We start from the raw sequence: 23,544 nt of genomic DNA, 5'->3' as shown, positions 1-23,544 counted from the left end.
CCTCCCAAACCCTCCCCACAAGGGGGAGGGCTTAACCCGGCCGCGCTACCGAGTTCTGATTGAGGCAGTCGGCAAACGTGGATTTTCTCCCCCCTTGTGGGGGAGATGGCCGGCAGGCCAGAGGGGGTGTTGCCGCCCCCAAAGACGGACCCGGTTAAACCCCCAACACGGCCTGCAACTCATCCACCGGCGTCTTGCCGGCCATACGCTTCAGCAATAGTTCGGCCATCAACCTTCCGGCCTCCGACAGGTCCTCGTAGATCGTTTCGATCCTTGGCCTCACCTGGTCGAAGAGGCCGGAGGTCTGTTTGGCGACGAGGCGCAGGTCTTTGCCGATCGAAAGCCCGAGGTCGTGGGTGGCCGACATCACGGCCATGGCGGAGACCTCGCCGCCACAGATGAACCCGTCCGGCGGGGCGGCCTTTGCGAGGCGGGTGGCGACATGGTCGCGCACCGCGTCGGCCTTGCTGTCCAGTGTGATGCCATCGGCGATTTCGAAGCCGACGCCTTCCTCGCGCACCGCCGTCATGAAGCCGTGGCGCATGTGGTGATGGAAGGTGAAACGCTCGGGTGGCAAGATGAGAAACAGCCGCCGACAGCCTGCGGCGATCAGCTTTTTCGCGGCCTGATAGGTGAAGGCGTAATTGTCGTAATCGACATAAGGGTGTGGCGTGGCGAGTTCGGTGCGGCCATGGCAGACGAAGGGGAAGCCCGTCTCCATGAGGAATTTCACCCGCTCGTCGGATGGCTCGGTGCGGCTGAACAATATGCCGTCGGCCATGCGGTTGCGGACGATATGGCGGACCGGATCGATCTGCGGCGTATCGGAAAAATGCGGCGTGATGACGAGGTGATAGGATGTGCCGCGCAGCGTTGCCGTCATGCCGCGGATCATCGAGGTGCCGTAGCCGAGAATTTCCTCATGCGGATCGAGAACGAGGCTGATGACATTGGTGCGGCCGGTTCTCAGGCGCTGGGCGGCGCGGTCGGGCAGGTAGCCTACCTCGGCTGCGGCGGCCTGCACCCTCTGCCGTGTGTCGCGGGCAATCAACGGATCGTCGCCGAGCGCACGCGAGACCGTGGTGACCGCGAGGCCCGTCAGCTCGGCGATCGTCCTCAGAGTCGGCTTCACATGGGGACTAAGATTTGCGGGGCTAAGATTGGCGGAGCTGCGATCTGCATTGGTGGCGGCAGGCGCATTTGTCCCGCGCCGGTCGTCGGGGTCATCCAGCGACATGGTATTTCCTCCCTTCCGTCGCAAAGCGCGGCGGAACCTCGATATGTATCGTTACAAATTTCACGGAAAATTCCATAATTTTCTCGGGAATCACCGCATTTTTCTAGAAACAACGAAAAATATCCTATCAAATCAATGATATAAAAAATTGATCGATAGCAATTCGAAAAGCTTCCCGCATGGGTTGACACCCTGTCGGTTTATATCGTTATAAATTCTCCATCCGGAGAGGAGCCCGGATTTGGAGGAGATCATCGATGAATATTCGAGCCATTACAAAGCTGGCTGCGGGCGTGGCGTTGATTGCCATGACGGCTGGTGCGGCGCGTGCCGCCGAACAGGTTGAAGTCCTGCATTGGTGGACATCGGGCGGCGAGGCTGCCGCACTCAACGTGCTGAAGGAAAACCTGCAGAAAGAGGGCGTGTCGTGGAAGGACATGCCGGTCGCCGGTGGCGCCGGTTCCGCCGCGATGACGGCACTGCGCGCCCGCGTGACGGCTGGCGATCCGCCGACTGCAGTGCAGTTGCTCGGCTTCGACCTGCGCGACTGGTCGGAAATGGGCGTTGCCGCAAATCTCGACGAGCTTGCCGCCAAGGAAGGCTGGGACAAGGTCATTCCGCCGGCGCTGCAGGCATTTTCCAAGTATGACGGGCACTGGGTTGCGGCACCGGTAAACATCCACTCGACCAACTGGCTGTGGATCAACAAGGCAGCACTCGACAAGGCCGGCGGCAAGGTGCCGACCAATATGGATGAACTGTTTGCGCTGCTCGACAAGTTCAAGGCGGACGGCATCATCCCGCTCGCCCATGGTGGCGTTCCGTGGCAGGACGGCACGATGTGGGAAGCCGTGGTTCTTTCCGTCGGCGGCCCGGATTTCTACAAGAAGGCGGTGCTGGAGGCAGACCCGACGGCGCTTTCCAGTGACACGATGAAAAAGGTGTTCGACGACATGTCGAAGCTTCGCACCTATTTCGACCCGAATTTTTCGGGCCGCGAGTGGAATCTCTCTACGGCGCTGGTGATCGAAGGCAAGGCGGGCGCTCAGGAAATGGGCGACTGGTCCAAGGGTGAATGGCTGCGCGCGAAGAAGGAACCGGGCAAGGATTTCGTCTGCATCCGCTTCCCCGGCACGCAGGGCTCGGTGCTATTCAATGCCGACCAGTTCATGATGTTCGACGTCGGCAAGGATGCGCAGGACGCGCAGCTGAAGATGGCATCCGCCGTCGAAAACCCATCCTTCCAGATTGCCTTCAACAAGGTGAAGGGATCGGTTCCGGCCCGTACCGACATTGCGGATACGGAATTCGATGATTGCGCCAAGAAGGGCATGAAGGACCTGGCGGAAGCCTCGTCCAAGGGCACGCTGATGGGCTCTCTGGCTCACGGTTATGCCCAGCCGGCGGCGATCAAGGAAGCCATGCTCGACGTCATCACCCAGCATCTGAACGGCCAGCTGACGACCGAGGCAGCGCTGAAGCGCCTGCCGGAAGCAGTGGCTGCGGCGAAGTAGCAGACAAGACCCCGCCCCAAACCCCTCCCCACAAGGGGGAGGGGCTTAACCCGGCTGCTCTCTCAAGGCCTGATTGGGCCGATGAGCGGGCCGCAGGTCTTCTCCCCCCCTTGTGGGGGAGATGGCCGGCAGGCCAGAGGGGGCATCCCGTCGGATGCCTTCCATGTTTCTCTCCCCATTGGAGACCCTCATGACGACAATCGAACCGATGCCGGTGATTTCGCCGGAACGGCCGCGAAAATCCTTCGCAGATAGCCTCCGCAACGGCCTGCCGAAACTCGTGCTCGCGCCATCCTTCGCCGTCATCCTCGTCTTCGTCTATGGCTTCATCCTGTGGACGATCACGCTGTCGTTCACCACGTCGCGCATCCTGCCCGTCTACAAATGGGGCGGGTTCGATGCCTATTACCGGCTCTGGTCGCAGCCCAACTGGTATGTGGCGATGCAGAATCTGGCGATTTTCGGGGTGCTCTACATCCTCATCTGTACGGTGATCGGGCTGTTCATCGCCATCCTGATGGATCAGCGCATCCGGGCGGAAGGGGTGCTTCGGCCGATCTTCCTCTATCCGATGGCGCTGTCCTTCGTGGTGACGGGGACGGCGTGGAAATGGTTCCTCAATCCGGGTCTCGGACTTGAGAACACCATGCACAATCTCGGCTGGACGAGCTTCAAGTTCGATTGGCTGGTGAACCCGGACATGGCGATCTACACCGTCGTGATTGCCGGTGTGTGGCAGGCATCGGGCTTCATCATGGCGATGTTTCTGGCCGGCCTTCGCGGCATAGACGGCGAGATCATCAAGGCGGCGCAGATCGATGGCGCTTCGACCGTCTCGATCTACCGGCGCATCATCATCCCGATGCTGCGGCCGGTGTTCCTCTCGGCCTTCATCGTGCTCGCCCATATGGCGATCAAGTCCTACGACCTCGTCATCGCGCTAACCGGCGGGGGGCCAGGCAATGCGACCGAGCTGCCCTCGACCTTCATGTATTCCTACACGTTCAACCGCAACCAGATGAATGTCGGTTCGGCCAGTGCCGTAATGATGCTGATGGGCATTACCGCGATCATCGTGCCCTATCTCTATTCCGAACTGCGGGAGAAGAAACAATGAGCGCTTCTCCCGAAACCGTGAGCGCCGGCTCGGCGCGGTTTGCCCGCATATTCATCTATGCCGCGCTGATCATCCTTGCAGTGGTCTATCTGCTGCCGCTCTATGTGATGATCTCGACCTCGCTCAAATCGCTGGACGAGATCCGCGGCGGCGACATGCTGGCGCTGCCCTCCGACCCCTCCGCTTCCGCCTGGGCCAAGGCCTGGGGCGAGGCCTGCATCGGGGTCTCCTGCGTCGGCATCAAGGGCTATTTCTGGAACTCGATCAAGATGGTGGTGCCTGCCGTCATTATCTCGACGCTCTTGGGTGCGCTGAATGGCTATGTGCTGACCAAATGGCGGTTTCCGGGCCACAAGATCGTTTTCGGCATGATGCTGTTTGCCTGCTTCATCCCGTTCCAGGCGGTGCTGATCCCGATGGCGCGGCTCTTGGGCCTGATGGGCCTGTCGAATTCTACGACCGGGCTCGTCATGGTCCATGTGATCTACGGCCTGGGCTTCACCACGTTGTTCTTCCGCAACTATTATGAAGCCTTTCCGGATGAATTGGTGAAGGCCGCGATGATCGACGGGGCCGGGTTCTTCCGCATCTTCTGGCGCATTCTTCTGCCAAGCTCGGGGCCGATCATCGTCGTGACGGTCATCTACCAGTTCACCAATATCTGGAACGATTTCTTGTTCGGCGTCTCGTTTTCATCCGGCGAAGCCTCGCCGATGACGGTGGCGCTCAACAACCTCGTTTCATCCTCCACCGGCGTGAAGGAATACAATGTCGACATGGCGGCGGCCGTCTTTGCCGCGCTGCCGACCTTGTTCGTCTATGTCGTCGCCGGACGCTATTTCGTGCGCGGCCTGATGGCCGGCGCAGTCAAGGGATAACCGCAATGAGCTTTCTCCAGATCAAGAACATCCGCAAGAAAATCGGCAGCGTCGAGATCCTCAAGGGCATCGATATCGAGCTGGAAAAGGGCGGGTTCCTCGTACTGGTCGGGCCGTCCGGCTGCGGCAAGTCCACGCTTCTCAACGCGATCGCCGGCCTTCTGCCGCCGTCATCGGGCGATATCGTCATCGACGGGCAGGTGGTGACGGACCTGCATCCGTCGAAGCGCGATATCGCCATGGTGTTCCAGTCCTATGCGCTCTATCCGAACATGACGGTGGAGGAGAACATCGCCTTTGCGCTGGAGATGCGCGGCATCGACAAGGACAAGCGTTCCGCGGCCGTCGCCCAGGTGGCGAAAACGCTGCAGATCGAGCATCTTCTTAAGCGTCGGCCGAGCCAGCTTTCGGGCGGCCAGCGCCAGCGTGTCGCGATGGGCCGGGCGCTGGTGCGCCAGCCGCGCGTCTTCCTGTTCGACGAGCCGCTCTCCAATCTCGACGCAAAACTGCGTGTCGAAGTGAGGGCAGAGATCAAGGCGCTACACCAGAATACCCACGCGACGATCGTCTATGTGACGCATGACCAGATCGAGGCGATGACGCTCGCGACCAAGATCGTCGTGCTGAAGGAAGGCATGGTGCAGCAGGTCGGCACGCCGGCGGAAATCTACAATCGTCCGGCCAATCTGTTCGTTGCCGACTTCATGGGTTCGCCGGCGATGAACATGCTGAAGGGCCGGGTGGTCTCCGGCGGCATCCAGCTGTTCGGTTCGGCAATGCAGGGTGCGGCGGGGCAGGGCGTGGCAGGGCAGGGCGTGGCAGGGCAGGGCGTGACGGTCAGGGTTCCGCCTTCGGTGACGACCGCGCTTGCCGAGGGCAAGGACGTCATCCTCGGCCTTCGTCCGGAAGCGATTTCCGACCAGGGTTCTGCCGATGCGGGCGCCAGCGCGCTCTCGCATGTGGACGCCGAGGTGACGATTGTCGAGCCGACCGGCTCGGATACGTTCGTCACCGGCAGGCTCGACGGGACGACGTTTACCGGGCGTGCGCGGGCCGATACGGCGGCGGAGCCGGGCCAGCCTTTCCGCTTCGTCTTCAACCTCGACAAGGCGGTGGTGTTCGATCCGGAAACAGGCAGCAGGATCAGCTGAACGGGTTGCGAGTTGTGCCGTAATGGCACATGTCGGACACGTTTCCGCAAGCTTGCCTGACGGCTGTGGTTCGGATTGTGCCAAACAAATCTTGGCGTTACCCGCAAAAGCCGCTAGAACCATCCTGCTAAGATGCATTTAGCGAGGGCGGGACAGACTGATGACCAGTTTTGGCGGGCAGCTTCTGCCTGCAGTACCATTGTTGGCTTAAGATGACCGGATGCTGAGGTTTTCGCGTCTTTTCCCAACCGCTTCGATCAGTGCCTATTTGATGGCGCTGGTGGTCGTCGTCGCGCTTCCGCTGCTTGCCTTTGTCGGTTTCCTCGTGCTGCAGCTGGAAAGCCAGCAGCGCGAAGCGCTCGCCAATGATACGGCTGAGGATGCGCAGCTGATCGCCCGCTCGGTCGACCGCGAGCTGCAGGACATGGCGACGACGCTGCGCCTGCTGATCACCTCGCCGGAGCTTGAGAGCGGCGATCTGAAAGCCTTTCATGACCGCACCCAGCGCAGCCTGCGCTCAAACTCGCTCTATGTCATCGTCGTCGACAAGGATGGCCAGCAGCGGGTCAATACCCGTTCGCCCTTCGGCGAGGCGCTGAGCACGATGGGCAACGTCCCGTCGCTGCAATCGGTGCTGAAATCCGGGATTACCGAGGTTTCCTCGGTCTTCTTCGGCAAGACCGCGGGCAAGTGGGTGTTCAATGTCGCCATGCCGCTGCCGGACGACATGGCCCGATCCGGCTCGGCGATCATCATGACGCAGAATGCCGAGGAGATGGAGAAACTGATTTCCGTCGAGGGCCTGCCGGCCGGCTGGTCGGCGGCGGTGGTCGATGGCCAGGGCCAGGTGGTGGCGTCGGCCGGTGCCGAGAAGATCGCCGCCGGCAAGGCCTTCGATCCCGATACGCTGCGGCTGATGACCGGTTTCAAGGGCACGATCGAGGATGTCGATGGCGAGGGCAAGCAGATGTATGGCTATGCCCAGATCACCGGCTGGACCTGGAAGGCCGTCGTCTGGGGGCCGATCGCATCGGCACAGGAAAGCATCATCACCACCTTCAAGCAGCTGGTGGCCGGCGGCGTGATCTTTCTCACGCTGGCGGTGCTGCTTGCCTATACGATCGCACGGCAACTTAGGACACCGATCCGGCAGATCGCCAACATGGCGGAGCGGATGGGGCAGGGCGAGATCGTCGCGCCGGTGGATACCCGCATTACCGAGGCCAACCAGGTATCGGTGGCGCTTTCCAATGCCTCCTTCGACCGCAGCCAGGCGGAAGACCGCATCCATCTCATCCTGCACGAACTGGTGCACCGGACGAAGAATATCCTGACGCTGGTGCAGGCGATGATGCGCCAGCTCGGCCGCCAGGATACGACCATGCCGGAATTCCAGAAGGCGGTCAGTACCCGCCTGCAGGGACTGAGCAAGTCGATCGAGGCGCTGGCCAAGGAACAATGGGCCGGCGTGCGGCTGAAGCGGGTCATCGAGCTTCACCTGTCGACCTTCGAGGCCGGCGACCGGCTGCTGGTGCAGGGCGAGGATTTCATGCTGCGGGCCGAGGCGGTGCAGAATCTCGGCCTCGTGCTTCATGAGCTTGCCACCAACTCGGTCAAATACGGTGCATTGTCGGTGCCGCAGGGGCGGGTCAGGATCATCTGGAACGATGTCGCGCCGGGCGAGGACGGTCTGGCGGGGATCAGCCTTGTGTGGGAAGAAAGCAGTGGGCCGCTGGTGAGGGAACCGACCCGCAAGGGGTTCGGCAGCACGATCATCCAGCGCCATGCGATGGCCGCTTTCGGCGGGCAGGTGGATGTCGAGTTCCGGCCTGAGGGGCTGGTCTGGCGGCTTGTGGCTCCAAGAGCCAATCTGGAGCGCGACGAGGCCGGAGAGGAACGGCGCAGCTTCGGGTCATGAGGCTTCATGCCAGCCGTCGCGCTGATTTGAGCGACGGCCGCAGGAACGAAGGCGCGCTGGCGCCGTTCTAGCGCGCATGGACCTTTCTCTCAAAACGATCGAGATCGATGTCGCCTCGCTTGAGGCGATCGGGCTTACCTATGTCAGCGATACGGAGCCGGGCATCCGGCGCCTGCGGCGAGGGAAGGGGTTCTCCTACAAATTACCGGACGGGCTCGTTCTCTCCGATGACAGGGACAGGATGCGGATTGCCGCACTCGGCCTGCCGCCGGCCTATGAGAATGTCTGGATCTGCCTCGATCCGCGCGGGCATCTGCAGGCGACGGGCTATGATGCGCGCGGGCGCAAGCAATATCGCTACCATGCCGATTGGCAGAGCTTTCGCAGCGAGCAGAAATTCGACCAGCTGGCGCGTTTCGGCGCGGCTTTGCCGAAGATCCGCCGTAAGGTGAAGCACGATCTGTCGCTCGGGCTCGACCAGTCGGATTGCGTGCTTGCCGCTCTCGTGGCGCTGATGGATGCCACCTATCTGAGGGTCGGCAACCGCGCCTATGCCAAGGAGAACCGCACCTATGGGGCGACGACGCTTCTCAAGCGGCACATGGTCCTCTCCGGCGATGGCGTGCTGTTGAAATTCACCGCCAAGGGCGGCAAGCGCGTGCAGCACACGCTCAAACATCCGCGGCTGCAGCGCATTCTGGAAGAGATCGCCGATCTTCCCGGCCGGCAGCTCTTTTCGTTTCCCGACGAACACGGCACGCCGCGGCCGGTCGATTCCGGTCGGCTCAATGCCTATCTCGCCAAGGCTGCCGGGTTTCCGATCTCGGCCAAGACGTTCCGCACCTGGGGCGGTAGCCTTGCCGCCTTCGTCACGGCCTGGACGATCGTGGAACAGGAGGGCAAGCGGCCGAAGATCAAGGCACTGACCAAGGCGGCGTCGGAGGTGTTGCAGAACACGCCGGCAGTGTGCCGGTCGAGCTATGTGCATCCGGCCATTCTCGACCTCTCCGAGAACGTGGCGCCGCTGGAGGCGATGATGAACGATGCGACCTTGGTGAAGCCGCCGCGCGGGTTGCGGTTGAATGAGGCACGGCTGGTGGAATTTTTGAAGATGGATGCTTCACCGCTTGCGTCCTTCTCCCCGTGACCACGGGGAGAAGGTGCCGGCAGGTGGATGAGGGGCTGGCCTCATCGACGGCCTGATGTGTTAAGCCGCCCGTCGCTGATGACGGCCCTCTTCGACCTCCTCGACGATCTTGCCGACGAACTGAGCAAGATCCTTTGGAGAGCGCGATGTAATGATGCCATTGTCGACGACGACGGCCTCGTCCTTCCAGCTGGCGCCTGCATTGCGAAGGTCGGTGCGGATCGACGGATAGGAGGTCGCCTGGCGGCCACGCAGGGCGTCGGCCTCGACCAGCAACCATGGACCGTGGCAGATGGCCGCGACAGGCTTGCCGCTGGCGACGAACTGGCGGACGAGATCGACGGCCGCCTGATCCTTGCGCAAGACATCCGGGTTGATCTGGCCGCCTGGAAGAACCAGTGCGTCGAAGTCGCGCGGGTCGACCCGCGTTGCCTCAATGTCGACCTTCACGCTATCGCCCCAATCCTTTTCGTCCCAACTCCTGATTTCGCCGGGCTTGAGCGAGGCGATCTTCACCTCGGCGCCGCGCTGCGTCAACTCCTCCAGCGGAACACGCAGTTCCGACCGCTCGTAGCCGTCGGTGGCGAGAATGAGAATTTTGGCAGAATCGATCTTTGCCATGATTGGCTCCTTTATGGATTGTTTTTCGTGGCTTGATGGACGGCCGCCCTTGTTCGTCTCAAAGGCGGCCCGTGGACAGGTCGCGACCGTTGATCGAGGCCGGGACGCTGATTTCCTCGCGTGGTGCCTTCGGGAGCGGCAGCACGACAGCATCCGGTATGATGACCTGCACGTTCTCAGGATATGCCGTCTCGAAGACCGGCTTGCGGCGGCGAGAGAAAAAGCGGTTCCTGAGCATTGCGAGAATGTGTTGCATGGCAATCTCCCACAGAATTGCCGATCGGCTTCATACCGAGCGGGGAAACGTGGCGGCCGGCTTGCGACCTGTCACGGTGGGCTAACAAGAGGGGGAGAGAAACGTTCCCGATTATTTACATGATCTAATGGAACGTGATGAGGGGAAGATATGTCTGCGAAAGCGACACAGCGGGAGGCAGAGCTTTGCTCTCGCAGGCACACCGGGCCACGAGAGCCGGGCCTCGTGATCGAGGCCACTCCCCTCCTCGGGAAATCCAGAGCAGGCAGGCTCAATCAGGCAGAGCTGATCGAGCGGGCCAAATCAGGCGGGCCAAATCAGGCGGGAATGACAAACATGTAGCAGGCGGCAATGACCAGCGCGAAACCCGCCACCTCTACCCAATCCCTGACCATGATAGCCTCCATTGTCGTCTGGACCCAAGAACGCGTCGGCTGCCATTATAGTTCCGCTAAAATGCCATGGAGATGACAGTCCGGTCACAAATGGGCACAGGTTTTAACATGGCGGATCCCTAGCCTGCCTCCGCCCTTGCGCGCGCTGCCTCCAGGATGGCCCTGATTTCGCGTGCGGCGGCGTTTTCGATGGCGAAGGCTTGCTCCGGGATGACGCCCGGATCTTCCTCGCTGTTCTTGAACGTGGCGTCGTCGCGCAGCTTTCTCAGAAAGGCGGTGATGGTGACTTCACCGCCGATCATGGCCGACAGCATTTCGATCATCAGTTCACGGTGTGCGCTGAGGCGGCCTTCCACTTCTTCCATGGTCACGGATGTCATCGATTTTCCCTCCTCGTGCCGCAGGCGAAAAATCTCGCTGCGGCAGATCGGGGAACGGCGCTGCCCGCCATGTCGTTCCCTTAGAGCCTTTCCTGGTTAAATTGAAACGCTCTGTTGGCTCAAGCGGAGTCGCATGGTCGACCGGCCGGCGCGTGTCGTAGCCAAAGCTTACGGCCAAGCCGGCCGGTCGATCAGGCGGCCCGCTTCAGCCAACCCGAAGGGCCGGGCATCTTTCCGCCAGGATCAAAGGCGATCGGCTCGGACGTACCATAGGGTATGCCCGTCGCCAATCGCCTTTGCCCTGTCGAAAACCTGCTCCGGCAGAGCGCTTCAATTTAACCAGGAAAGGCTTGTCTTATGACTATCTGCGCTTCTTGTGAGAAAAAGAAGCGCCGGAGAGGAGGGCCATCCTCTTCCGGCGATGGAGGATGGATCGAGAAATGCCTGGCCGTTTTGGGGCCGAGCTAGAGTGTGATCGCCTCCATCTTTTCCAATCGTCCTGAACGGATACCCGAGCTTTGGGCTCGGATGACAAGCATGGGAGACGGAAAAGATGAGTGAGATTACCATCGGGGCCGATATCTCGAAAGACCATATCGATCTCCATCGGTTGCCAGATGGTGACAGGATGCGCGTCACCAACGACCGCAAGGGATTTGCCGCGATCCTTGGCTGGATCGGCGACACGCCTGTCGCGCGTGTGGTCTATGAGCCGACCGGTGCCTACCACAAGCCTTTCGAACGCTTCATGCTCACCCGTGGCCTGCCACTTTCCAAGGTCAATCCGCGTCAGGCGCGACGGTTTGCCGAGGCAACTGGGAAGCTGGCCAAGACGGATCGCGCGGATGCCGCGATGCTGGCCCAATTCGGCATGGTACTGAACCCGCGTCTCTTATCCCCGTATGCCGTTTCTTTCGCTGAACTCAAGGAATTGCATGCTGCACGTCTGGCGTTGGTGAAGGACAGAACGGCTGCGAAGAACCGGGCCAAGAATATCACTCAGCCGCTCCTCAAAAGGCAGAACCTCGCCCGGCTGAAGCAGATCGAAGCGCAACTCGTCCAGGTCGAGCAGGTCATGACCGACCACATCGCAACGGACGAAAGCCTCAAGGTGCGCTTCGATATCCTTGTTTCCATACCTGGCCTGTCGAGGATCACAGCCTTTACACTTCTCATCGAAATGCCCGAGCTGGGCGAAATCGATGAAAAGGCAGCCGGCAAGCTATCGGGTCTTGCCCCAAACGACAGGCAGTCCGGAGGGTGGACCGGACGCGCCTTCATCGCTGGTGGAAGAGCCATCGTCAGGCAAGCCCTTTACATGCCGGCTCTTGTCGCTATCCGTTTCAACCCGGATCTTAAGGCCAAATACGACGCACTCAGGACAGCAGGAAAGCCGCCCAAAGTCGCAATCACCGCTATCATGCGAAAGCTGGTCGTCCTTGCAAACGCACTCCTGCGCAAACAGCAAATATGGACACCAAAACCGGCTTGATCAAAACGGATACTCTAGCAAAGCCAAGGGAACCAAATGCCGCGCTGCACCATTGTAGGGCAGATTTTCCTTAAACCTTGATCTTCCGGCAAAGGGGCGCTGCATGGACATGAAGACCAACCAGTTTTCGATCGAGGCTGGCGACTGGACGCGGCTCGGGGCCAATTTCGATGGCGAGGGCGTCAATTTCGCGATCTTTTCCGCCTATGCGACGCGCGTCGAACTTTGCCTCTATGATCCGAGCGGCAAGATAGAGATCGCCAAGCTCGATCTGCCAGAATATACGCACGAGATCTGGCATGGCTATGTGCCCGGCCTGAAGCCCGGCGCGCTCTATGGTTTTCGCGTCCATGGTCCGTTCGAGCCGGAAGCCGGCCACCGCTTCAATCCTGCCAAGCTGCTGATCGACCCCTATGCGCGCGAACTGGTCGGCGATATCGAATGGAACGAGGCGCATTTCGCCTATGACCTGCTGGCCAAGGACAAGGACCTCACGGTCGACAGCCGCGACAGCGCGCCGTTCACGCCGAAGGCCAAGGTGATCGACCCCTATGCCTTCGACTGGCAGGACCAGAACCGGCCCGTCGTGCCATGGCCGAAGGCGGTGATCTACGAGACCCATGTGAAAGGCTTCACGCAGCTGAACTCCGCCCTGCCGAAGGAGCTTCGCGGCACCTATGAAGGCATGGGCCACAAGGCCTCCGTCGACTATATCAAGAGCCTCGGCATCACCTCGGTCGAGCTTCTGCCGGTGCATTGGTTCCCCGACGACCAGCACCTGCTCGACAAGGGCCTGAAGAATTTCTGGGGTTATAACTCGCTCGGCTTCTTCGCGCCGGCGCCGCGCTATTACGGGCCGAACGGCATTCAGGGGTTCCGCGACATGGTGCGCGCCTTCCACGATGCCGGGATCGAGGTCATTCTCGATGTGGTCTATAACCACACGGCGGAAGGCAACGAGCTCGGGCCGACCCTGTCGTTCAAGGGCATCGACAATTTCTCCTATTACCGCACCCTGCCGGACAATCATCGCTACTACATCAACGACACCGGCACGGGAAACACGGTCAACACCTCGCATCCGCGCGTGCTGCAGATGGTGATGGATAGTCTCCGCTACTGGGCGGAGCATATGCATATCGATGGCTTCCGTTTCGATCTCGGCACCATTTTGGGCCGCGAGCCGGAAGGGTTCGACCAGCGCGGCGGTTTCTTCGATGCGATGACGCAGGATCCGGTCCTGTCGAGATTGAAGCTGATCGGCGAGCCCTGGGATATCGGTCCCGGCGGCTATCAGGTCGGTGGTTTTCCACCCGGCTGGGCCGAATGGAACGACAAGTATCGCGATACGGTGCGCGAATACTGGAAGAGCGACAATGTCTCGACCGATTTTGCCGCCCGGCTGCTCGGCTCCGGCGATCTCTACGACCAGCGCGGCCGGCGGCCATGGGCGAGCGTCAACTTTATCACCGCCCATGACGGGTTTACGCTGAACGACCTCGTTTCCTATAACGACAAGCATAACGAGGCGAATGGCGAGGACAACAAGGACGGCCATAACGACAACCGGTCCTACAATTACGGCGCGGAAGGCCCGACCGAGGACGAGGGCATCAATGAAGTACGCGACCGGCAGAAGCGCAATTTCCTCGCCACGCTGTTCTTCTCGCATGGGACGCCGATGCTGCTTGCCGGCGACGAGTTCGGCCGCAGCCAGATGGGCAACAACAATGGCTATGCGCAGGACAGCGATATCTCGTGGGTGCATTGGGACGACCTGCCCGAAACCTGCGAGGCGCTGCGCGAATTCACCCGCCACGTGATCAAGCTTCGCGCCGAGCAGCCGCTTCTGCGCCGCGAGAACTGGCGCGACGGGATGGATATCAAGTGGTTCAATGCCGGCGGCGGCTTCCAGCAGCCTGACCAGTGGGACGACGGCACGACGCTCGGCGTCTATATCGGCCGCGGCGACCTGAAGGAGGAAGAGGGCATCTGGCATGACGTGCTGATGCTGTTCAATCCCTTCGAAGGCAATGTGCCCTTCCGCATCCCACAATTCGGCGAGGGCGGCTGGGTGCTGGAACTGACGACATCCGATACCGCAAAACGCGGGCTCGTCATCACCAAGGAAAAGGATTTCGAGCTCGAAGGGCGAAGCCTGGCACTGTTCAGGCGGCCGTGAGGCCGGTGACGTTGTTGTGCCTGAGGCATGGCGTCACCCAGTCCGCTGCAATGCGGATGAGTGGCGCCGATCAGGCAATGGCGCTGGCAACCATATCCGGATGCTGGGCGATGACCTTGATATAGGCGAGAGCATAATCCGGCGGGGTGACGCGCGCCTGCTCCCAATCGCGAAGCGTACCGACTGGCACCTGAAAGCGGGCGGAAAATTCGGATTGCGACAATCCGAGCTTGGTTCTCGTAGTCCGGATCAGGCGTGCGCGCTGGCCCCGCTGCAGGGCTTCGGCGTCTACGTCGAAATCCTCCGGATCGGTCGGATCAGCCGGCAGCATGATATGCTCTTTCTTCACCCTCGTTGCTCCTTCTGACGGAAATGAAACGGGCGTGTTCGCCGCGTCAGACGAACACGGCCATATATAATTTCTGCTCGACCAGACCGATGACCTTGAAACGCTCCTCCCCATCGATCGCGCGGATGGGGGGAATAACGAGGTGGTTGCCATCATCGAAAATGCGGTCGCCGAAGCCCAGCGAGAGGCCATGCTTCGCCTGGTTGAGTGCATCCTTTTCGGGATCGAACCTCTCTTCCGCCATGGAGGCGATCTATACGGAATTTCCGTATAGTTCGCAAGTTTCGCCCATTGGCAGCGTTGTGATAAGGCGGATGGAGATGCCTTTCATTGAAAACATGCTAGACGTCCGGCATGGATCACGCCTCTTCCACCCTTCCAGCCCGCACTTGCGGGCCCTGCACGCTCTGTTGCCGCCTGCCGGATATCGATCATTTCGACAAGCCGGCGGATGAGTGGTGCGTGCATTGCGTGGCGGGGCAGGGGTGTTCGATCTATGGGGATCGCCCCTCAGTTTGCCGGGAGTTTCTCTGTCTTTGGATGACTGACACCGGGCTTGGGGAGGAATGGGAGCCCAACCGGTCGCATGTGATGATCTACCGGCAGGGCAAGCAGGTCACCGTGCTGGCCGATCCGGATTTTGCCGATCTCTGGCGGCATGAGCCCTATCTGCCGCAGCTTCAGGCCTGGGCGGCGGAGGCTGCGCCTTCGGGCGGATATGTGATCGTCTTCTGGCGTGACGAGGTGGTGAAGATCTGAGCGACAGGCCGGGGTCCCACGCGAGTGGCCGGCCGGGCGCTTACCAGAATTTCAGCCGGCGCAGGCCTGTCTGCGGGCTCGATGCCTTATGCGCCAGACTGCGGTAGACGGCGGCATATTGCTGGGCGCTGCGCTCCCAGGAGAATTTCGTCTTCATGCCCTGGTTCTGCAGCCGCGCCCACATCTTCGGCTGTTCATAGGCATGCAGCGCGCGGCGGAGCGCAAGCCTGAGGCCGTTGGTGGTGACGGGGTGGAACTGAAAGCCGGTGGCGACACGGGCGGACATGGCCGCATCATTGGCGTCGATGATGGTTTCCGACAGGCCGCCAGTGCGCGAGACGACCGGCACGCAGCCATAGCGCAGGGCATAAAGCTGGGTCAGGCCGCAGGGTTCGAAGCGTGAGGGCTGAACGATCGAATCCGAGCCGCCCTGGACGAGATGGGCGGTCGGCTCGTCATAGCCGATATGGACGGCCATGCGTCCGGGATAGCGGGCCGCGGTCTGCAGCAATGCCTGTTCGATCGCGTGGTCGCCCTGTCCGACGATGATGATGCGGCCGCCATTGTGGATCACCTCGTCGGCCGTGTCGGCCAGCATGTCGATGCCCTTCTGCCAGGTGAGGCGGCTGACGGCGGAAAAGATCGGGCCGCCGTCGTCCTCGTCGAGGCCGAAGCGTTCGAGCAGCGGCTTGCGGTTTTCCCGCTTGCGGCGCAGGTTGGCGATGTCGAAGGTCTGCGGTAGGAAATCGTCGATCGTCGGGTCCCAGACATCCATGTCGATGCCGTTGACGATACCGCGCAGCACTTCCACCCGCTCGTTGAGAACGCCGTTCAGGCCCATGCCGAAGCGCGGAGTGAGGATCTCGCGGGCATAGGTGGGGCTGACGGTGGTGATCACGTCTGCCGTCTGCAGCCCGCCCTTCAGGAAGCTGATGTCACCGAAATATTCCAGCCGGTCCATCGAATAGGCCTCCGGCGGCAGGCCGAGATGCCGCAGCAGGCCGGCCGGATACTGGCCCTGGAACGCGATGTTGTGGATGGTGATGACGACCGGCGTCATACAGCCTGCCTCGCGCATATAGACGGAGGTCATGGCCGACTGCCAGTCATGGGTATGGACGAGGTCGGGAAGCCAGCCGGGCAGGGCGCCGCCGGCAATTTCGGCTGCTGCAAGCGACAGGACGGCGAAGCGCTTCCAGTTGTCGGGATGATCCTTGCCGTCGCCATCGACATAGGGGCCGCCGGAGCGGTCGTAAAGCGCCGGCGCATCGAGGACGAGGAGATCGAGCCCTTCGACCTGGGCATGCAGAAGAGTGGCACGCTCGCCGAGAAGATCGTCGAATTCGAGCAGCGGCGTCGTCTGCTGCAGCTGCCTCATCACCCGTGGATAGCCGGGGATGAGCGAGGTGGTCTCGATGCCGAGCGGCGACAGCGCCTTGGGAAGAGATCCGGTCACGTCCGCCAGTCCGCCGGTCTTGATCAGCGGATAGATCTCCGACGTAACGGACAATATCTTCATCGTGACGCTTTCCCCCCGAGCAACGACAGGCCTCAAGCCTACGCGATTCCTCCGCCCGTCATAGCGATTATTGTGCGGATCGATGGAAAGATAAGCGCTCATTAGATCACGTCCCGCAAGATCGGATGATTGCAGGGCTGCCGTGACAAAAAGGAAGGTGTTGCCAGCTCAGCTAGAGCCTTGCTGCAGGGTTTCAGCCGGGACGCGCGATCATGCTGCTTTCGGGGAAATGCGCTGGTGCCGGCCGGTTTTGTCATTGTCTCAATCCAAGATTTCGTTACGCCAGGATTTCGTTACGCAAAGTCTGGTCGCGCAAAGACACATGCCCGGCGAGATGATCGCCGGCCATATGCGCTATCAACGCTTTTAATAAATCGACCCGCAGATGATCGGGTCTATTCGGCAGCCAGTTTCTTTGACCGCTTCTTCGTCTGGTCCGCCGTCACTGCTGCAGCCACGGCCGGCACTTTTTCAGTCTTTGGCTCGGCCTTGGCGGCCGGCTTGTCCGTCTTTTTCGCGGCGGCCTTTGCGGGCGCCTTGGTTGCCGTCTTTTGGGATGCCGTCTTGGTTGACTTGGCTGCAGCAGGCTTTTCGGCCTTGGTGCTCGCCTTCTTGGCCGCCGGTACCGAAGCGGTGGGCTTCAGCGTCGCATATTCGAGCTTCGCCCTTTCCCAATGCTCCATGTCCTTGCCGGCGGGATAACCCTCCTGCTCCCAAAGTTGGTAGGCTCTATGCTTGATCCAATCTTCCTGAGAAGCTGCCATCATCGTCTCCATTCGCCCAAACCGCCAAACGCGTGCGCTGCAGAAAAGTTCCGAGGAAATGTAAAAGGCTGCAATGTCGTGTGATGACATCGCAGATTATCAGCAGGATTCTTCCCGACCAACAGGAACTTTTGCGCGTCGGCTTTGTTCCGTCCTTCGGGAAGGAGACACTCACTATGCACAACTACTGCGATATAATGCCTCATGCGACCGGATGGGTCTACGTCATCGACGGGATTCAGTCCGCGTCATACTATCACAGTTACGAATTGGCTCTTGACGCGGCCCGTACGCATCTCGCGACGCGCGGAGGGTACGAGACCCGCATCTTCCGCTCACAGGGGTTGAACGGCAGCATGCTGCCGATCCAGCCGCCCGTTGCCGTGCTGCCGCCGAGCGTTGGGCCGATCTCGCTGAGCTGAAAAAGCCTAATGCGACCAAAGGATGAAAGCCCGGAGCGATCCGGGCTTTCCGCATTTCAGGGTGTTGATCAGGCCGCCTTTTTCGCTGCCGTGTTGACGGCGGTTTCGGCAATGTCGGTCAACAGATCATCTGCCTTGGATTCCTGCTGCAGCGTTTCGTCGAGCAGTGGCACGACCTTGTTGAGACCGAGTTGCTCGGCCCAGGCGCGCAGCGTGCCGTAACGGCTGATTTCGTAATGTTCGACGGCCTGGGCTGCGGCGAGAAGGCCGGCATCGAGGGCGGGCGTGCCCTTGAACTCCTCCATCACTTCCTCACCCTCGGACAGAATGCCTTCGATCGCATCGCAGGTCTTGCCCTGGGCGCGCTTGCCGATGATCTCGAAGACCTGTTTCAGGCGCTCGATCTGGCCCTCGGTTTCTTCCTTGTGATTTTCGAAGGCGGCCTTGAGCTTCGGGTCTTGGGCGCCGCGGGCCATTTTCGGCAAGGCCTTCACGATCTGCCGTTCGGCGTAATAGATGTCCTTCAGCGTTTCATAGAAAAGATCATTGAGCGTCTTGGTGGTCGCCATTGAGTTTCTCCCTGATGGTTGTCTGATAACGGTTGCGGCCGTCTAACCGGGAGGGGTGGCGAAAGTTCCTCGCCATCGGAAAAGGCGAGAATAAAAAGCGGCGCGCCGACGCGGCTGCCGTCATCCTGTTGGAAGAAGTGGATTGGCCTTAAATCAGCCCTGCTGCTTTTCGCTAAGGGCGCTCTGGAGCTTGCGGGCCAGTTCGAGCAGGCGATCGGGAATTTCTTCCTTTTCGATCTCCGTCAGCAGAACCGAGACCTTGCCATTGACGCGGCGTCCCATCCTAGCCTCCCGCTCATCGACCTGAGCAATGTCCTTCGCCATCCCGACCCCTGACGTAAGAAGCGCCGGAAAAACATCCGGCAAACGCGTCCAGCCACGAACCCTACATTAGATTTCCTTACAGCAAGACCTGCCGTTTCGGATATCCCGAAAATGTCACAGATGAATACCTTTGGAGACGGTTCGGCAAAACCGGATGGCCGAAACAGGCGAATGACGGGCAAAACCGGATGGGCGGCGCGATACCAGTCCGCCCATCATGGTCATTGCGCCGCTCAGTGCTTCGGCGGTTTCGGCGTGCCGGCGGGGATCGATGTCGTGCTTGCGGCGACCGGGTCGCTGGCGGGGAAGGTGTCCTCAAGCCCCTCATCGAGCTGCTCGTCGAGGTCTGCCTTGCTGCGCGCGGTGCGGGCGCTGTCCTTGGTCTGCGGTTTTGTCTGCAGCTTGCGGGTCGTGTCCGAATGGCCGTTCATGCCCATTTTCGTGTCTCCTCATGGTTCATGTGCCTGCCGATAAAACGGCCACGTCGGCGGCTTTGTTCCGCCTGGTAAAAACGCCTCCCGGTTTTCGGAACCAAATCGGCGAGGCATGCGTTTGCCACCGTCATTTCAGCCCATCAGAGTGAGGAGAGGTAGGCAACGGTGTCTGACTCACAGTTGAACGGTGATCCTGCTCGTCAAGACATAGTCAAGCTGATCCCGGCTCTTCGCGCATTTGCCCGCACATTCTGCCGCAACCCAGCGGATGCAGACGATCTCGTGCAGGAAACGCTGATGAAGGCTCTCGCCAATCTCGACAAGTTCGAGCGTGGCACAAAGCTCAAATCCTGGCTGTTCACGATCATGCGCAACACGTTCTATACGCGCTCGAGAATTCTCGGCCGCGAGGCGCCGGGTGCGGAAGAGAACGTGTCCGGTGACATGCCGATCGAGGCGTCGCAGGAGAGTGTGGCGCGGGCAAGAGAGGTGCAGCGCGCGCTGCAGAAGCTGCCGCCGCATTACCGCGAGGTGTTGACGCTGGTCGCCATTCTGGGCGAAAGCTACGAGGCGACGGCGGTGATCTGCGATTGCGCCGTCGGCACCGTCAAGAGCCGCCTCAACCGGGCGCGCCACCAGATCCTGCAGGAGCTTGGCGAAGAGGTGGGCTGAACAGCGAGGCAGGCCTCAGCGCGTGAAGCCGAGTAGAGGCCGCTTGGCCGTTCATGCCAGGTCGAGCTCCGGGTAATGACGGAATATGCCGGATTGGTTGAAGGGGAGCCTGCGGTCGGATTTGAGATAGGCAGCGATGTTGGGCCTTTCCGCGACCGTTCGGGCAAGCTTGCGAAGCTTCGGATAATCTCCTGAAGCCGCTGCCATTGCCCTTGGAAAAGCGTAGCCGAGGCCTTCCATCACCTGGAACAGCGACAAATCCACATAGGACAGGCGGTCGCCGATGGCAAAGTCGCTCTGGGCCGGGTTGCCGGAGAGAATGCGTTCGAAATAGCCGAGGAATTTGGGAATGCGATCGCGGATGAAGGCGGTGGCTCGGGCTTTCGCCTCCGGTTTCTGATCCTCGTAATAGTCGCCGGTGCTGATCGGATGATGGGTGTCGTGCACCTCGGCGACGAAGTCGGTCACGGTCAGCTGCAAGCCGTTTGCGAGATACCGGGCTTGCTCGTCATCGGGGACGAGCGCCAACCTCGATCCGAGATAGAGAAGGATATTGGCGACATGGGAGACGACGACATTGCCGTCTTTCAGGAAGGGCGGCGCAAAAGGCGTCTGCTCGTGCCCGTGGCTGCCTTTGAGGAATTCCATCATCGTCTGGGCGCCTGACGAACTGCGGGCCTTGTCGATATATTTGGCACCGGCTTCCTCCAGCGCCAGCCGCACGAATTCGCCGCGCCCCTGAATGCCGTCCCAGTAATAAAGCTCGTATGGCATGCCGCTCTCACACTCCTCGCTCTCGATGGAGAGATAGGTGCGATTGCGAGGTTTCAAGCCCGGCTCCGGCAATGGTTTTGGGTGCCACCCGCGAGGCTCGCGATTTTTCCAGGTCAATGCCTCTGTCCTTTCCATGCGCCTCGCCTAATTGAAGATTGGGCAGGGCGAATGCCACCCTGCAGTTGAACCGCTTCGGCGCGCCGGCGCTGCGGCAGAACAGGTGCCGGGCACACCCGTCCCCCGCATCCTCCTGGTCGAGACGAGGTCGTGCATGGCTATCCGCATCACCGCTACCATCATCGCAATCATGGGACTGGCGCTTGCCGGCGGCGGGGCATATCTGCTGTCGCTCGGCGGCAGCGCCTATTATGTTCTCTGCGGCCTCGGCTTCCTCGTGACCGCTTTGCTTCTGGCACTGCGCAGACCGGCAGCGCTCGGGCTTTATGCGATCATCGTCGTCGCCTCGCTCGCCTGGGCCATCTGGGAAGTCGGGCTCGACTGGTGGCAGCTCGGCCCACGCGGCGGCGTCATCATTCTTCTCGGCATGTGGCTTCTCACCCCGTGGATAAGACGGCCGCTCGGCTTCGTCAGCCCGACCGGAGAACGCTACAGCGCCACGTCGAGGCCGCTTGCAGCCGCCGTCGCGCTGTCGGTTGTGATTGCGATCGTCTCGATGTTCCTCGATCCGCTCGACCAGAGCGGCGACCTGCCGGTGGACAAGGTTGCCGCCGCACCGGCACTTGGCGGCGACGTGCCGGATGGCGAATGGCATCAATATGGCCGCACGCCCTATGGCCAGCGCTATTCGCCGCTCGACCAGATCAATGTCGACAACGTCGCCAATCTCAAGGAGGTGTGGCGCTATCAGACCGGCGACGTGAAGCGACCGGACGATGTGGGCGAGACCACCTATCAGGTGACGCCGCTGAAGGTCGGCAACGATCTCTATCTGTGCACGCCGCATAATCTGGCGATCGCGCTCGATGCCACGACGGGCAAGCAGATCTGGCGCTTCGATGCCAATTCCGGCATGAACCCGGATCGCCAGCACCAGACCTGCCGCGGCGTTTCCTATTACAAGGATCAGGCGGCCGCTGCCGGCACGCCCTGCGCCGAGCGCGTCTATGTGCCGACATCCGACGCAAGGCTGATCGCGCTCGATGCCAAGAATGGCGAGGTCTGCCCGTCCTTTGCCGAGGGCGGCACGCTGCATCTGGAAAAGGGGATGAAATACAATCCCGCCGGCTACTATTACTCCACCTCTCCGCCGGCGATCGTCGGCAACAAGATCATCATCGGCGGGGCGGTGAACGACAATTATTCGACCGAGGAGCAGTCGGGCGTCATCCGCGCCTTCGACGTCAATTCCGGCCAACTGATCTGGAACTGGGATTCGGGCAACCCGACCCAGACCCAGCCGCTGCCGGAAGGGCAGACCTATACGACCAATTCGCCCAACAGCTGGTCGGTGATGTCGGTCGACGAGGGGCTCGGCCTCATCTATGTGCCGCTCGGCAACCAGGTGCCGGACCAGCTCGGCATGGGCCGGTCGGCCAATGTCGAGAAATACTCGTCATCGATCGTGGCGCTCGACATCAATACCGGCGCCGACCGCTGGGTGCGCCAGACCGTGCATCACGATCTGTGGGACATGGACGTGCCGGCTCAGCCGGTCCTCATCGACCTGACAAAGTCGGACGGGCAGGTGGTGCCGGCGCTGGTCGGCCCGACCAAGCAGGGCGATATCTACGTGCTCGACCGGCGCACCGGTGAGCCGATCATTCCGGTCACCGAACAGCCGGCGCCGGGCGGCACGATCCCGGAGGATCACGCCTCGCCGACGCAGCCGATCTCGGCCTTGAATTTCAGGCCGCGTCCGTTCGAGGGCCGCGACATGTGGGGTGTCACCATGTTCGACCAGATGGTGTGCCGCATCTGGCTGAAGACGATGGATTACCAGGGCCAGTACACGCCGCCGTCGCTGAAAGGGACGATCGTCTATCCGGGCAATTTCGGCACGTTCAACTGGGGCTCGGTTGCGGTCGATCCGGAGCGGATGGTGATGTTCGGCATGCCGACCTATCTCGCCTTCACCTCCCAACTCGTGCCGCGCGCCGACGTGCCGCCGAAGGGGCAGGACGAGAAGGGGTCCGAACAGGGATTGAACCGCAATGACGGTGCGCCCTACGGCGTCTATATGGGGCCGTTCCTCGGGCCGTTGAAAATCCCCTGCCAGGCGCCGCCATGGGGCTATGTCGCGGGCGTTGATCTCAGAACCGGGAAGACCGTCTACAAGCACCGCAACGGCACCGTGCATGACATGACGCCATTGCCGCTGCCGTTCAAGGTCGGGGTTCCCGGCATTGGTGGACCGATGATCACCAAGGGCGGCGTCGCCTTCCTGGGCGCCGCGGTCGATGACTATCTGCGCGCCTATAACCTCACCAATGGCAGGCAGCTTTGGGAGGCGCGGCTTCCGGCCGGCGGGCAGGCGACGCCGATGACCTATGCGGTCGATGACGGGCGGCAGTTCGTCGTCATCGTTGCCGGCGGTCACGGCTCGGTCGGCACCAGGCCGGGCGACTATGTGATCGCCTATGCCCTGCCACGGTGACGGGTTGAGATGACAGGCGTCCGGGCAGGTGTTGCCCGGACGGTATCGGTGATTTC

The 23,544-nt window shown here is 61.2% G+C and carries 24 protein-coding genes; 12 read left to right on the top strand and 12 right to left on the bottom strand.

What is annotated here, in order from left to right:
* Positions 1–154 precede the first annotated feature (154 nt).
* Positions 155–1,237: a LacI family transcriptional regulator gene (locus tag NCHU2750_RS15335; RefSeq protein ID WP_119941296.1), complete on the bottom strand. Its 1,083-nt coding sequence runs from the start codon at positions 1,235–1,237 to the stop codon at positions 155–157.
* A gap of 257 nt (positions 1,238–1,494) precedes the next feature.
* On the opposite strand from NCHU2750_RS15335, the gene NCHU2750_RS15330 reads away from it, so the two are divergent.
* From NCHU2750_RS15330 to NCHU2750_RS15305, 6 genes are all read left to right on the top strand, one after another.
* Positions 1,495–2,751, top strand: a complete 1,257-nt coding sequence (locus NCHU2750_RS15330) for an ABC transporter substrate-binding protein (protein ID WP_119941295.1) — start codon at positions 1,495–1,497, stop codon at positions 2,749–2,751.
* A 190-nt stretch (positions 2,752–2,941) separates the two neighbouring features.
* Entirely contained in the window at positions 2,942–3,868 is a 927-nt protein-coding gene (locus tag NCHU2750_RS15325) for a carbohydrate ABC transporter permease (protein WP_205583858.1), read from the top strand.
* On the top strand, positions 3,865–4,746 hold the full coding sequence (locus tag NCHU2750_RS15320) for a carbohydrate ABC transporter permease (RefSeq protein ID WP_119941294.1): 882 nt from the start codon (positions 3,865–3,867) through the stop codon (positions 4,744–4,746). Before NCHU2750_RS15325 ends, NCHU2750_RS15320 begins: the two co-directional genes overlap by 4 nt.
* Positions 4,747–4,751: 5 nt before the next feature.
* Complete coding sequence (locus NCHU2750_RS15315) at positions 4,752–5,897, top strand: ABC transporter ATP-binding protein (protein ID WP_119941293.1); 1,146 nt, start codon at positions 4,752–4,754, stop codon at positions 5,895–5,897.
* 220 nt (positions 5,898–6,117) lie between these two features.
* Positions 6,118–7,815, top strand: coding sequence for a sensor histidine kinase (locus NCHU2750_RS15310; protein ID WP_119941292.1), 1,698 nt, complete (start codon positions 6,118–6,120; stop codon positions 7,813–7,815).
* 103 nt (positions 7,816–7,918) lie between these two features.
* Complete coding sequence (locus NCHU2750_RS15305) at positions 7,919–8,962, top strand: DNA topoisomerase IB (protein WP_162939718.1); 1,044 nt, start codon at positions 7,919–7,921, stop codon at positions 8,960–8,962.
* A 60-nt stretch (positions 8,963–9,022) separates the two neighbouring features.
* Here NCHU2750_RS15305 and NCHU2750_RS15300 read toward each other — a convergent pair whose 3' ends face one another.
* The 3 genes from NCHU2750_RS15300 to NCHU2750_RS15285 all read right to left on the bottom strand — a co-directional run bounded on the left by NCHU2750_RS15300 (position 9,023) and on the right by NCHU2750_RS15285 (position 10,614).
* Entirely contained in the window at positions 9,023–9,583 is a 561-nt protein-coding gene (locus NCHU2750_RS15300; RefSeq protein ID WP_119941290.1) for a type 1 glutamine amidotransferase domain-containing protein, read from the bottom strand.
* A gap of 58 nt (positions 9,584–9,641) precedes the next feature.
* A complete protein-coding gene (locus NCHU2750_RS15295) occupies positions 9,642–9,839 on the bottom strand; it encodes a hypothetical protein (protein WP_119941289.1) in 198 nt (65 codons plus the stop codon).
* A gap of 514 nt (positions 9,840–10,353) precedes the next feature.
* Positions 10,354–10,614 carry a hypothetical protein gene (locus NCHU2750_RS15285; RefSeq protein WP_119941287.1) on the bottom strand — a complete coding sequence of 87 codons (261 nt, stop codon included), beginning with the start codon at positions 10,612–10,614 and terminating at the stop codon, positions 10,354–10,356.
* 553 nt (positions 10,615–11,167) lie between these two features.
* Here NCHU2750_RS15285 and NCHU2750_RS15275 point away from each other — a divergent pair.
* Together NCHU2750_RS15275 and glgX are read left to right on the top strand one after the other, a co-directional pair.
* Positions 11,168–12,106 carry an IS110 family transposase gene (locus tag NCHU2750_RS15275; protein WP_119939839.1) on the top strand — a complete coding sequence of 313 codons (939 nt, stop codon included), beginning with the start codon at positions 11,168–11,170 and terminating at the stop codon, positions 12,104–12,106.
* Between the two features lie 103 nt (positions 12,107–12,209).
* Positions 12,210–14,288, top strand: coding sequence for a glycogen debranching protein GlgX (glgX, locus tag NCHU2750_RS15270; protein WP_205583857.1), 2,079 nt, complete (start codon positions 12,210–12,212; stop codon positions 14,286–14,288).
* A gap of 70 nt (positions 14,289–14,358) precedes the next feature.
* Here glgX and NCHU2750_RS15265 read toward each other — a convergent pair whose 3' ends face one another.
* Both NCHU2750_RS15265 and NCHU2750_RS15260 read right to left on the bottom strand, forming a co-directional pair.
* Entirely contained in the window at positions 14,359–14,637 is a 279-nt protein-coding gene (locus NCHU2750_RS15265; protein WP_119941286.1) for a helix-turn-helix domain-containing protein, read from the bottom strand.
* Between the two features lie 46 nt (positions 14,638–14,683).
* Positions 14,684–14,881 carry a BrnT family toxin gene (locus NCHU2750_RS15260; RefSeq protein ID WP_245480256.1) on the bottom strand — a complete coding sequence of 66 codons (198 nt, stop codon included), beginning with the start codon at positions 14,879–14,881 and terminating at the stop codon, positions 14,684–14,686.
* Positions 14,882–15,177: 296 nt separating this feature from the next.
* On the opposite strand from NCHU2750_RS15260, the gene NCHU2750_RS30950 reads away from it, so the two are divergent.
* Positions 15,178–15,396: a hypothetical protein gene (locus tag NCHU2750_RS30950; RefSeq protein WP_245480255.1), complete on the top strand. Its 219-nt coding sequence runs from the start codon at positions 15,178–15,180 to the stop codon at positions 15,394–15,396.
* Between the two features lie 40 nt (positions 15,397–15,436).
* On the opposite strand, the gene glgA is transcribed toward NCHU2750_RS30950, so the two are convergent.
* Both glgA and NCHU2750_RS15245 read right to left on the bottom strand, forming a co-directional pair.
* On the bottom strand, positions 15,437–16,915 hold the full coding sequence (gene glgA / locus NCHU2750_RS15250; protein ID WP_119941284.1) for a glycogen synthase GlgA: 1,479 nt from the start codon (positions 16,913–16,915) through the stop codon (positions 15,437–15,439).
* A gap of 395 nt (positions 16,916–17,310) precedes the next feature.
* Positions 17,311–17,682 carry a DUF2934 domain-containing protein gene (locus tag NCHU2750_RS15245; protein WP_162939644.1) on the bottom strand — a complete coding sequence of 124 codons (372 nt, stop codon included), beginning with the start codon at positions 17,680–17,682 and terminating at the stop codon, positions 17,311–17,313.
* A 173-nt stretch (positions 17,683–17,855) separates the two neighbouring features.
* Between NCHU2750_RS15245 and NCHU2750_RS15240 the strand changes: the two genes are divergently transcribed.
* A complete protein-coding gene (locus tag NCHU2750_RS15240) occupies positions 17,856–18,101 on the top strand; it encodes a hypothetical protein (RefSeq protein WP_119941282.1) in 246 nt (81 codons plus the stop codon).
* A gap of 68 nt (positions 18,102–18,169) precedes the next feature.
* Here NCHU2750_RS15240 and NCHU2750_RS15235 read toward each other — a convergent pair whose 3' ends face one another.
* The 3 genes from NCHU2750_RS15235 to NCHU2750_RS15230 all read right to left on the bottom strand — a co-directional run bounded on the left by NCHU2750_RS15235 (position 18,170) and on the right by NCHU2750_RS15230 (position 19,431).
* Positions 18,170–18,670 carry a YciE/YciF ferroxidase family protein gene (locus tag NCHU2750_RS15235; RefSeq protein WP_119941281.1) on the bottom strand — a complete coding sequence of 167 codons (501 nt, stop codon included), beginning with the start codon at positions 18,668–18,670 and terminating at the stop codon, positions 18,170–18,172.
* 153 nt (positions 18,671–18,823) lie between these two features.
* Complete coding sequence (locus tag NCHU2750_RS30575; RefSeq protein ID WP_162939428.1) at positions 18,824–18,994, bottom strand: hypothetical protein; 171 nt, start codon at positions 18,992–18,994, stop codon at positions 18,824–18,826.
* 233 nt (positions 18,995–19,227) lie between these two features.
* Positions 19,228–19,431, bottom strand: coding sequence for a hypothetical protein (locus tag NCHU2750_RS15230; protein ID WP_119941280.1), 204 nt, complete (start codon positions 19,429–19,431; stop codon positions 19,228–19,230).
* Positions 19,432–19,593: 162 nt separating this feature from the next.
* Here NCHU2750_RS15230 and NCHU2750_RS15225 point away from each other — a divergent pair, with 162 nt between their 5' ends.
* The gene (locus NCHU2750_RS15225; protein WP_245480254.1) at positions 19,594–20,100 is read left to right on the top strand and encodes a sigma-70 family RNA polymerase sigma factor; all 507 of its coding nucleotides are present in this window, start codon (positions 19,594–19,596) and stop codon (positions 20,098–20,100) included.
* 51 nt (positions 20,101–20,151) lie between these two features.
* Here NCHU2750_RS15225 and NCHU2750_RS15220 read toward each other — a convergent pair whose 3' ends face one another.
* Positions 20,152–20,874, bottom strand: a complete 723-nt coding sequence (locus tag NCHU2750_RS15220; protein ID WP_119943390.1) for a glutathione S-transferase — start codon at positions 20,872–20,874, stop codon at positions 20,152–20,154.
* A 271-nt stretch (positions 20,875–21,145) separates the two neighbouring features.
* Here NCHU2750_RS15220 and NCHU2750_RS15215 point away from each other — a divergent pair, with 271 nt between their 5' ends.
* Positions 21,146–23,488, top strand: a complete 2,343-nt coding sequence (locus NCHU2750_RS15215) for a glucose/quinate/shikimate family membrane-bound PQQ-dependent dehydrogenase (protein WP_119941278.1) — start codon at positions 21,146–21,148, stop codon at positions 23,486–23,488.
* Positions 23,489–23,544 lie beyond the last annotated feature (56 nt).

Source organism: Neorhizobium sp. NCHU2750 (genome assembly GCF_003597675.1).
GTDB lineage: Bacteria > Pseudomonadota > Alphaproteobacteria > Rhizobiales > Rhizobiaceae > Neorhizobium.
Note: the sequence above shows the minus strand (reverse complement) of the source record. Positions and strands in the feature narration are given on the sequence as shown.

Bases quoted from the DNA above. Each gene is read 5' to 3' on its own strand.
- NCHU2750_RS15335 (WP_119941296.1), bottom strand. From the start codon at position 1,237: ATGTCGCTGGATGACCCCGACGACCGGCGCGGGACAAATGCGCCTGCC.
- NCHU2750_RS15330 (WP_119941295.1), top strand. From the start codon at position 1,495: ATGAATATTCGAGCCATTACAAAGCTGGCTGCGGGCGTGGCGTTGATT.
- NCHU2750_RS15325 (WP_205583858.1), top strand. From the start codon at position 2,942: ATGACGACAATCGAACCGATGCCGGTGATTTCGCCGGAACGGCCGCGA.
- NCHU2750_RS15320 (WP_119941294.1), top strand. From the start codon at position 3,865: ATGAGCGCTTCTCCCGAAACCGTGAGCGCCGGCTCGGCGCGGTTTGCC.
- NCHU2750_RS15315 (WP_119941293.1), top strand. From the start codon at position 4,752: ATGAGCTTTCTCCAGATCAAGAACATCCGCAAGAAAATCGGCAGCGTC.
- NCHU2750_RS15310 (WP_119941292.1), top strand. From the start codon at position 6,118: ATGCTGAGGTTTTCGCGTCTTTTCCCAACCGCTTCGATCAGTGCCTAT.
- NCHU2750_RS15300 (WP_119941290.1), bottom strand. From the start codon at position 9,583: ATGGCAAAGATCGATTCTGCCAAAATTCTCATTCTCGCCACCGACGGC.
- NCHU2750_RS15295 (WP_119941289.1), bottom strand. From the start codon at position 9,839: ATGCAACACATTCTCGCAATGCTCAGGAACCGCTTTTTCTCTCGCCGC.
- NCHU2750_RS15285 (WP_119941287.1), bottom strand. From the start codon at position 10,614: ATGACATCCGTGACCATGGAAGAAGTGGAAGGCCGCCTCAGCGCACAC.
- NCHU2750_RS15275 (WP_119939839.1), top strand. From the start codon at position 11,168: ATGAGTGAGATTACCATCGGGGCCGATATCTCGAAAGACCATATCGAT.
- glgX (WP_205583857.1), top strand. From the start codon at position 12,210: ATGGACATGAAGACCAACCAGTTTTCGATCGAGGCTGGCGACTGGACG.
- NCHU2750_RS15260 (WP_245480256.1), bottom strand. From the start codon at position 14,881: ATGGCGGAAGAGAGGTTCGATCCCGAAAAGGATGCACTCAACCAGGCG.
- NCHU2750_RS30950 (WP_245480255.1), top strand. From the start codon at position 15,178: ATGACTGACACCGGGCTTGGGGAGGAATGGGAGCCCAACCGGTCGCAT.
- glgA (WP_119941284.1), bottom strand. From the start codon at position 16,915: ATGAAGATATTGTCCGTTACGTCGGAGATCTATCCGCTGATCAAGACC.
- NCHU2750_RS15245 (WP_162939644.1), bottom strand. From the start codon at position 17,682: ATGATGGCAGCTTCTCAGGAAGATTGGATCAAGCATAGAGCCTACCAA.
- NCHU2750_RS15240 (WP_119941282.1), top strand. From the start codon at position 17,856: ATGCACAACTACTGCGATATAATGCCTCATGCGACCGGATGGGTCTAC.
- NCHU2750_RS15235 (WP_119941281.1), bottom strand. From the start codon at position 18,670: ATGGCGACCACCAAGACGCTCAATGATCTTTTCTATGAAACGCTGAAG.
- NCHU2750_RS30575 (WP_162939428.1), bottom strand. From the start codon at position 18,994: ATGGCGAAGGACATTGCTCAGGTCGATGAGCGGGAGGCTAGGATGGGA.
- NCHU2750_RS15230 (WP_119941280.1), bottom strand. From the start codon at position 19,431: ATGGGCATGAACGGCCATTCGGACACGACCCGCAAGCTGCAGACAAAA.
- NCHU2750_RS15220 (WP_119943390.1), bottom strand. From the start codon at position 20,874: ATGCCATACGAGCTTTATTACTGGGACGGCATTCAGGGGCGCGGCGAA.
- NCHU2750_RS15215 (WP_119941278.1), top strand. From the start codon at position 21,146: ATGGCTATCCGCATCACCGCTACCATCATCGCAATCATGGGACTGGCG.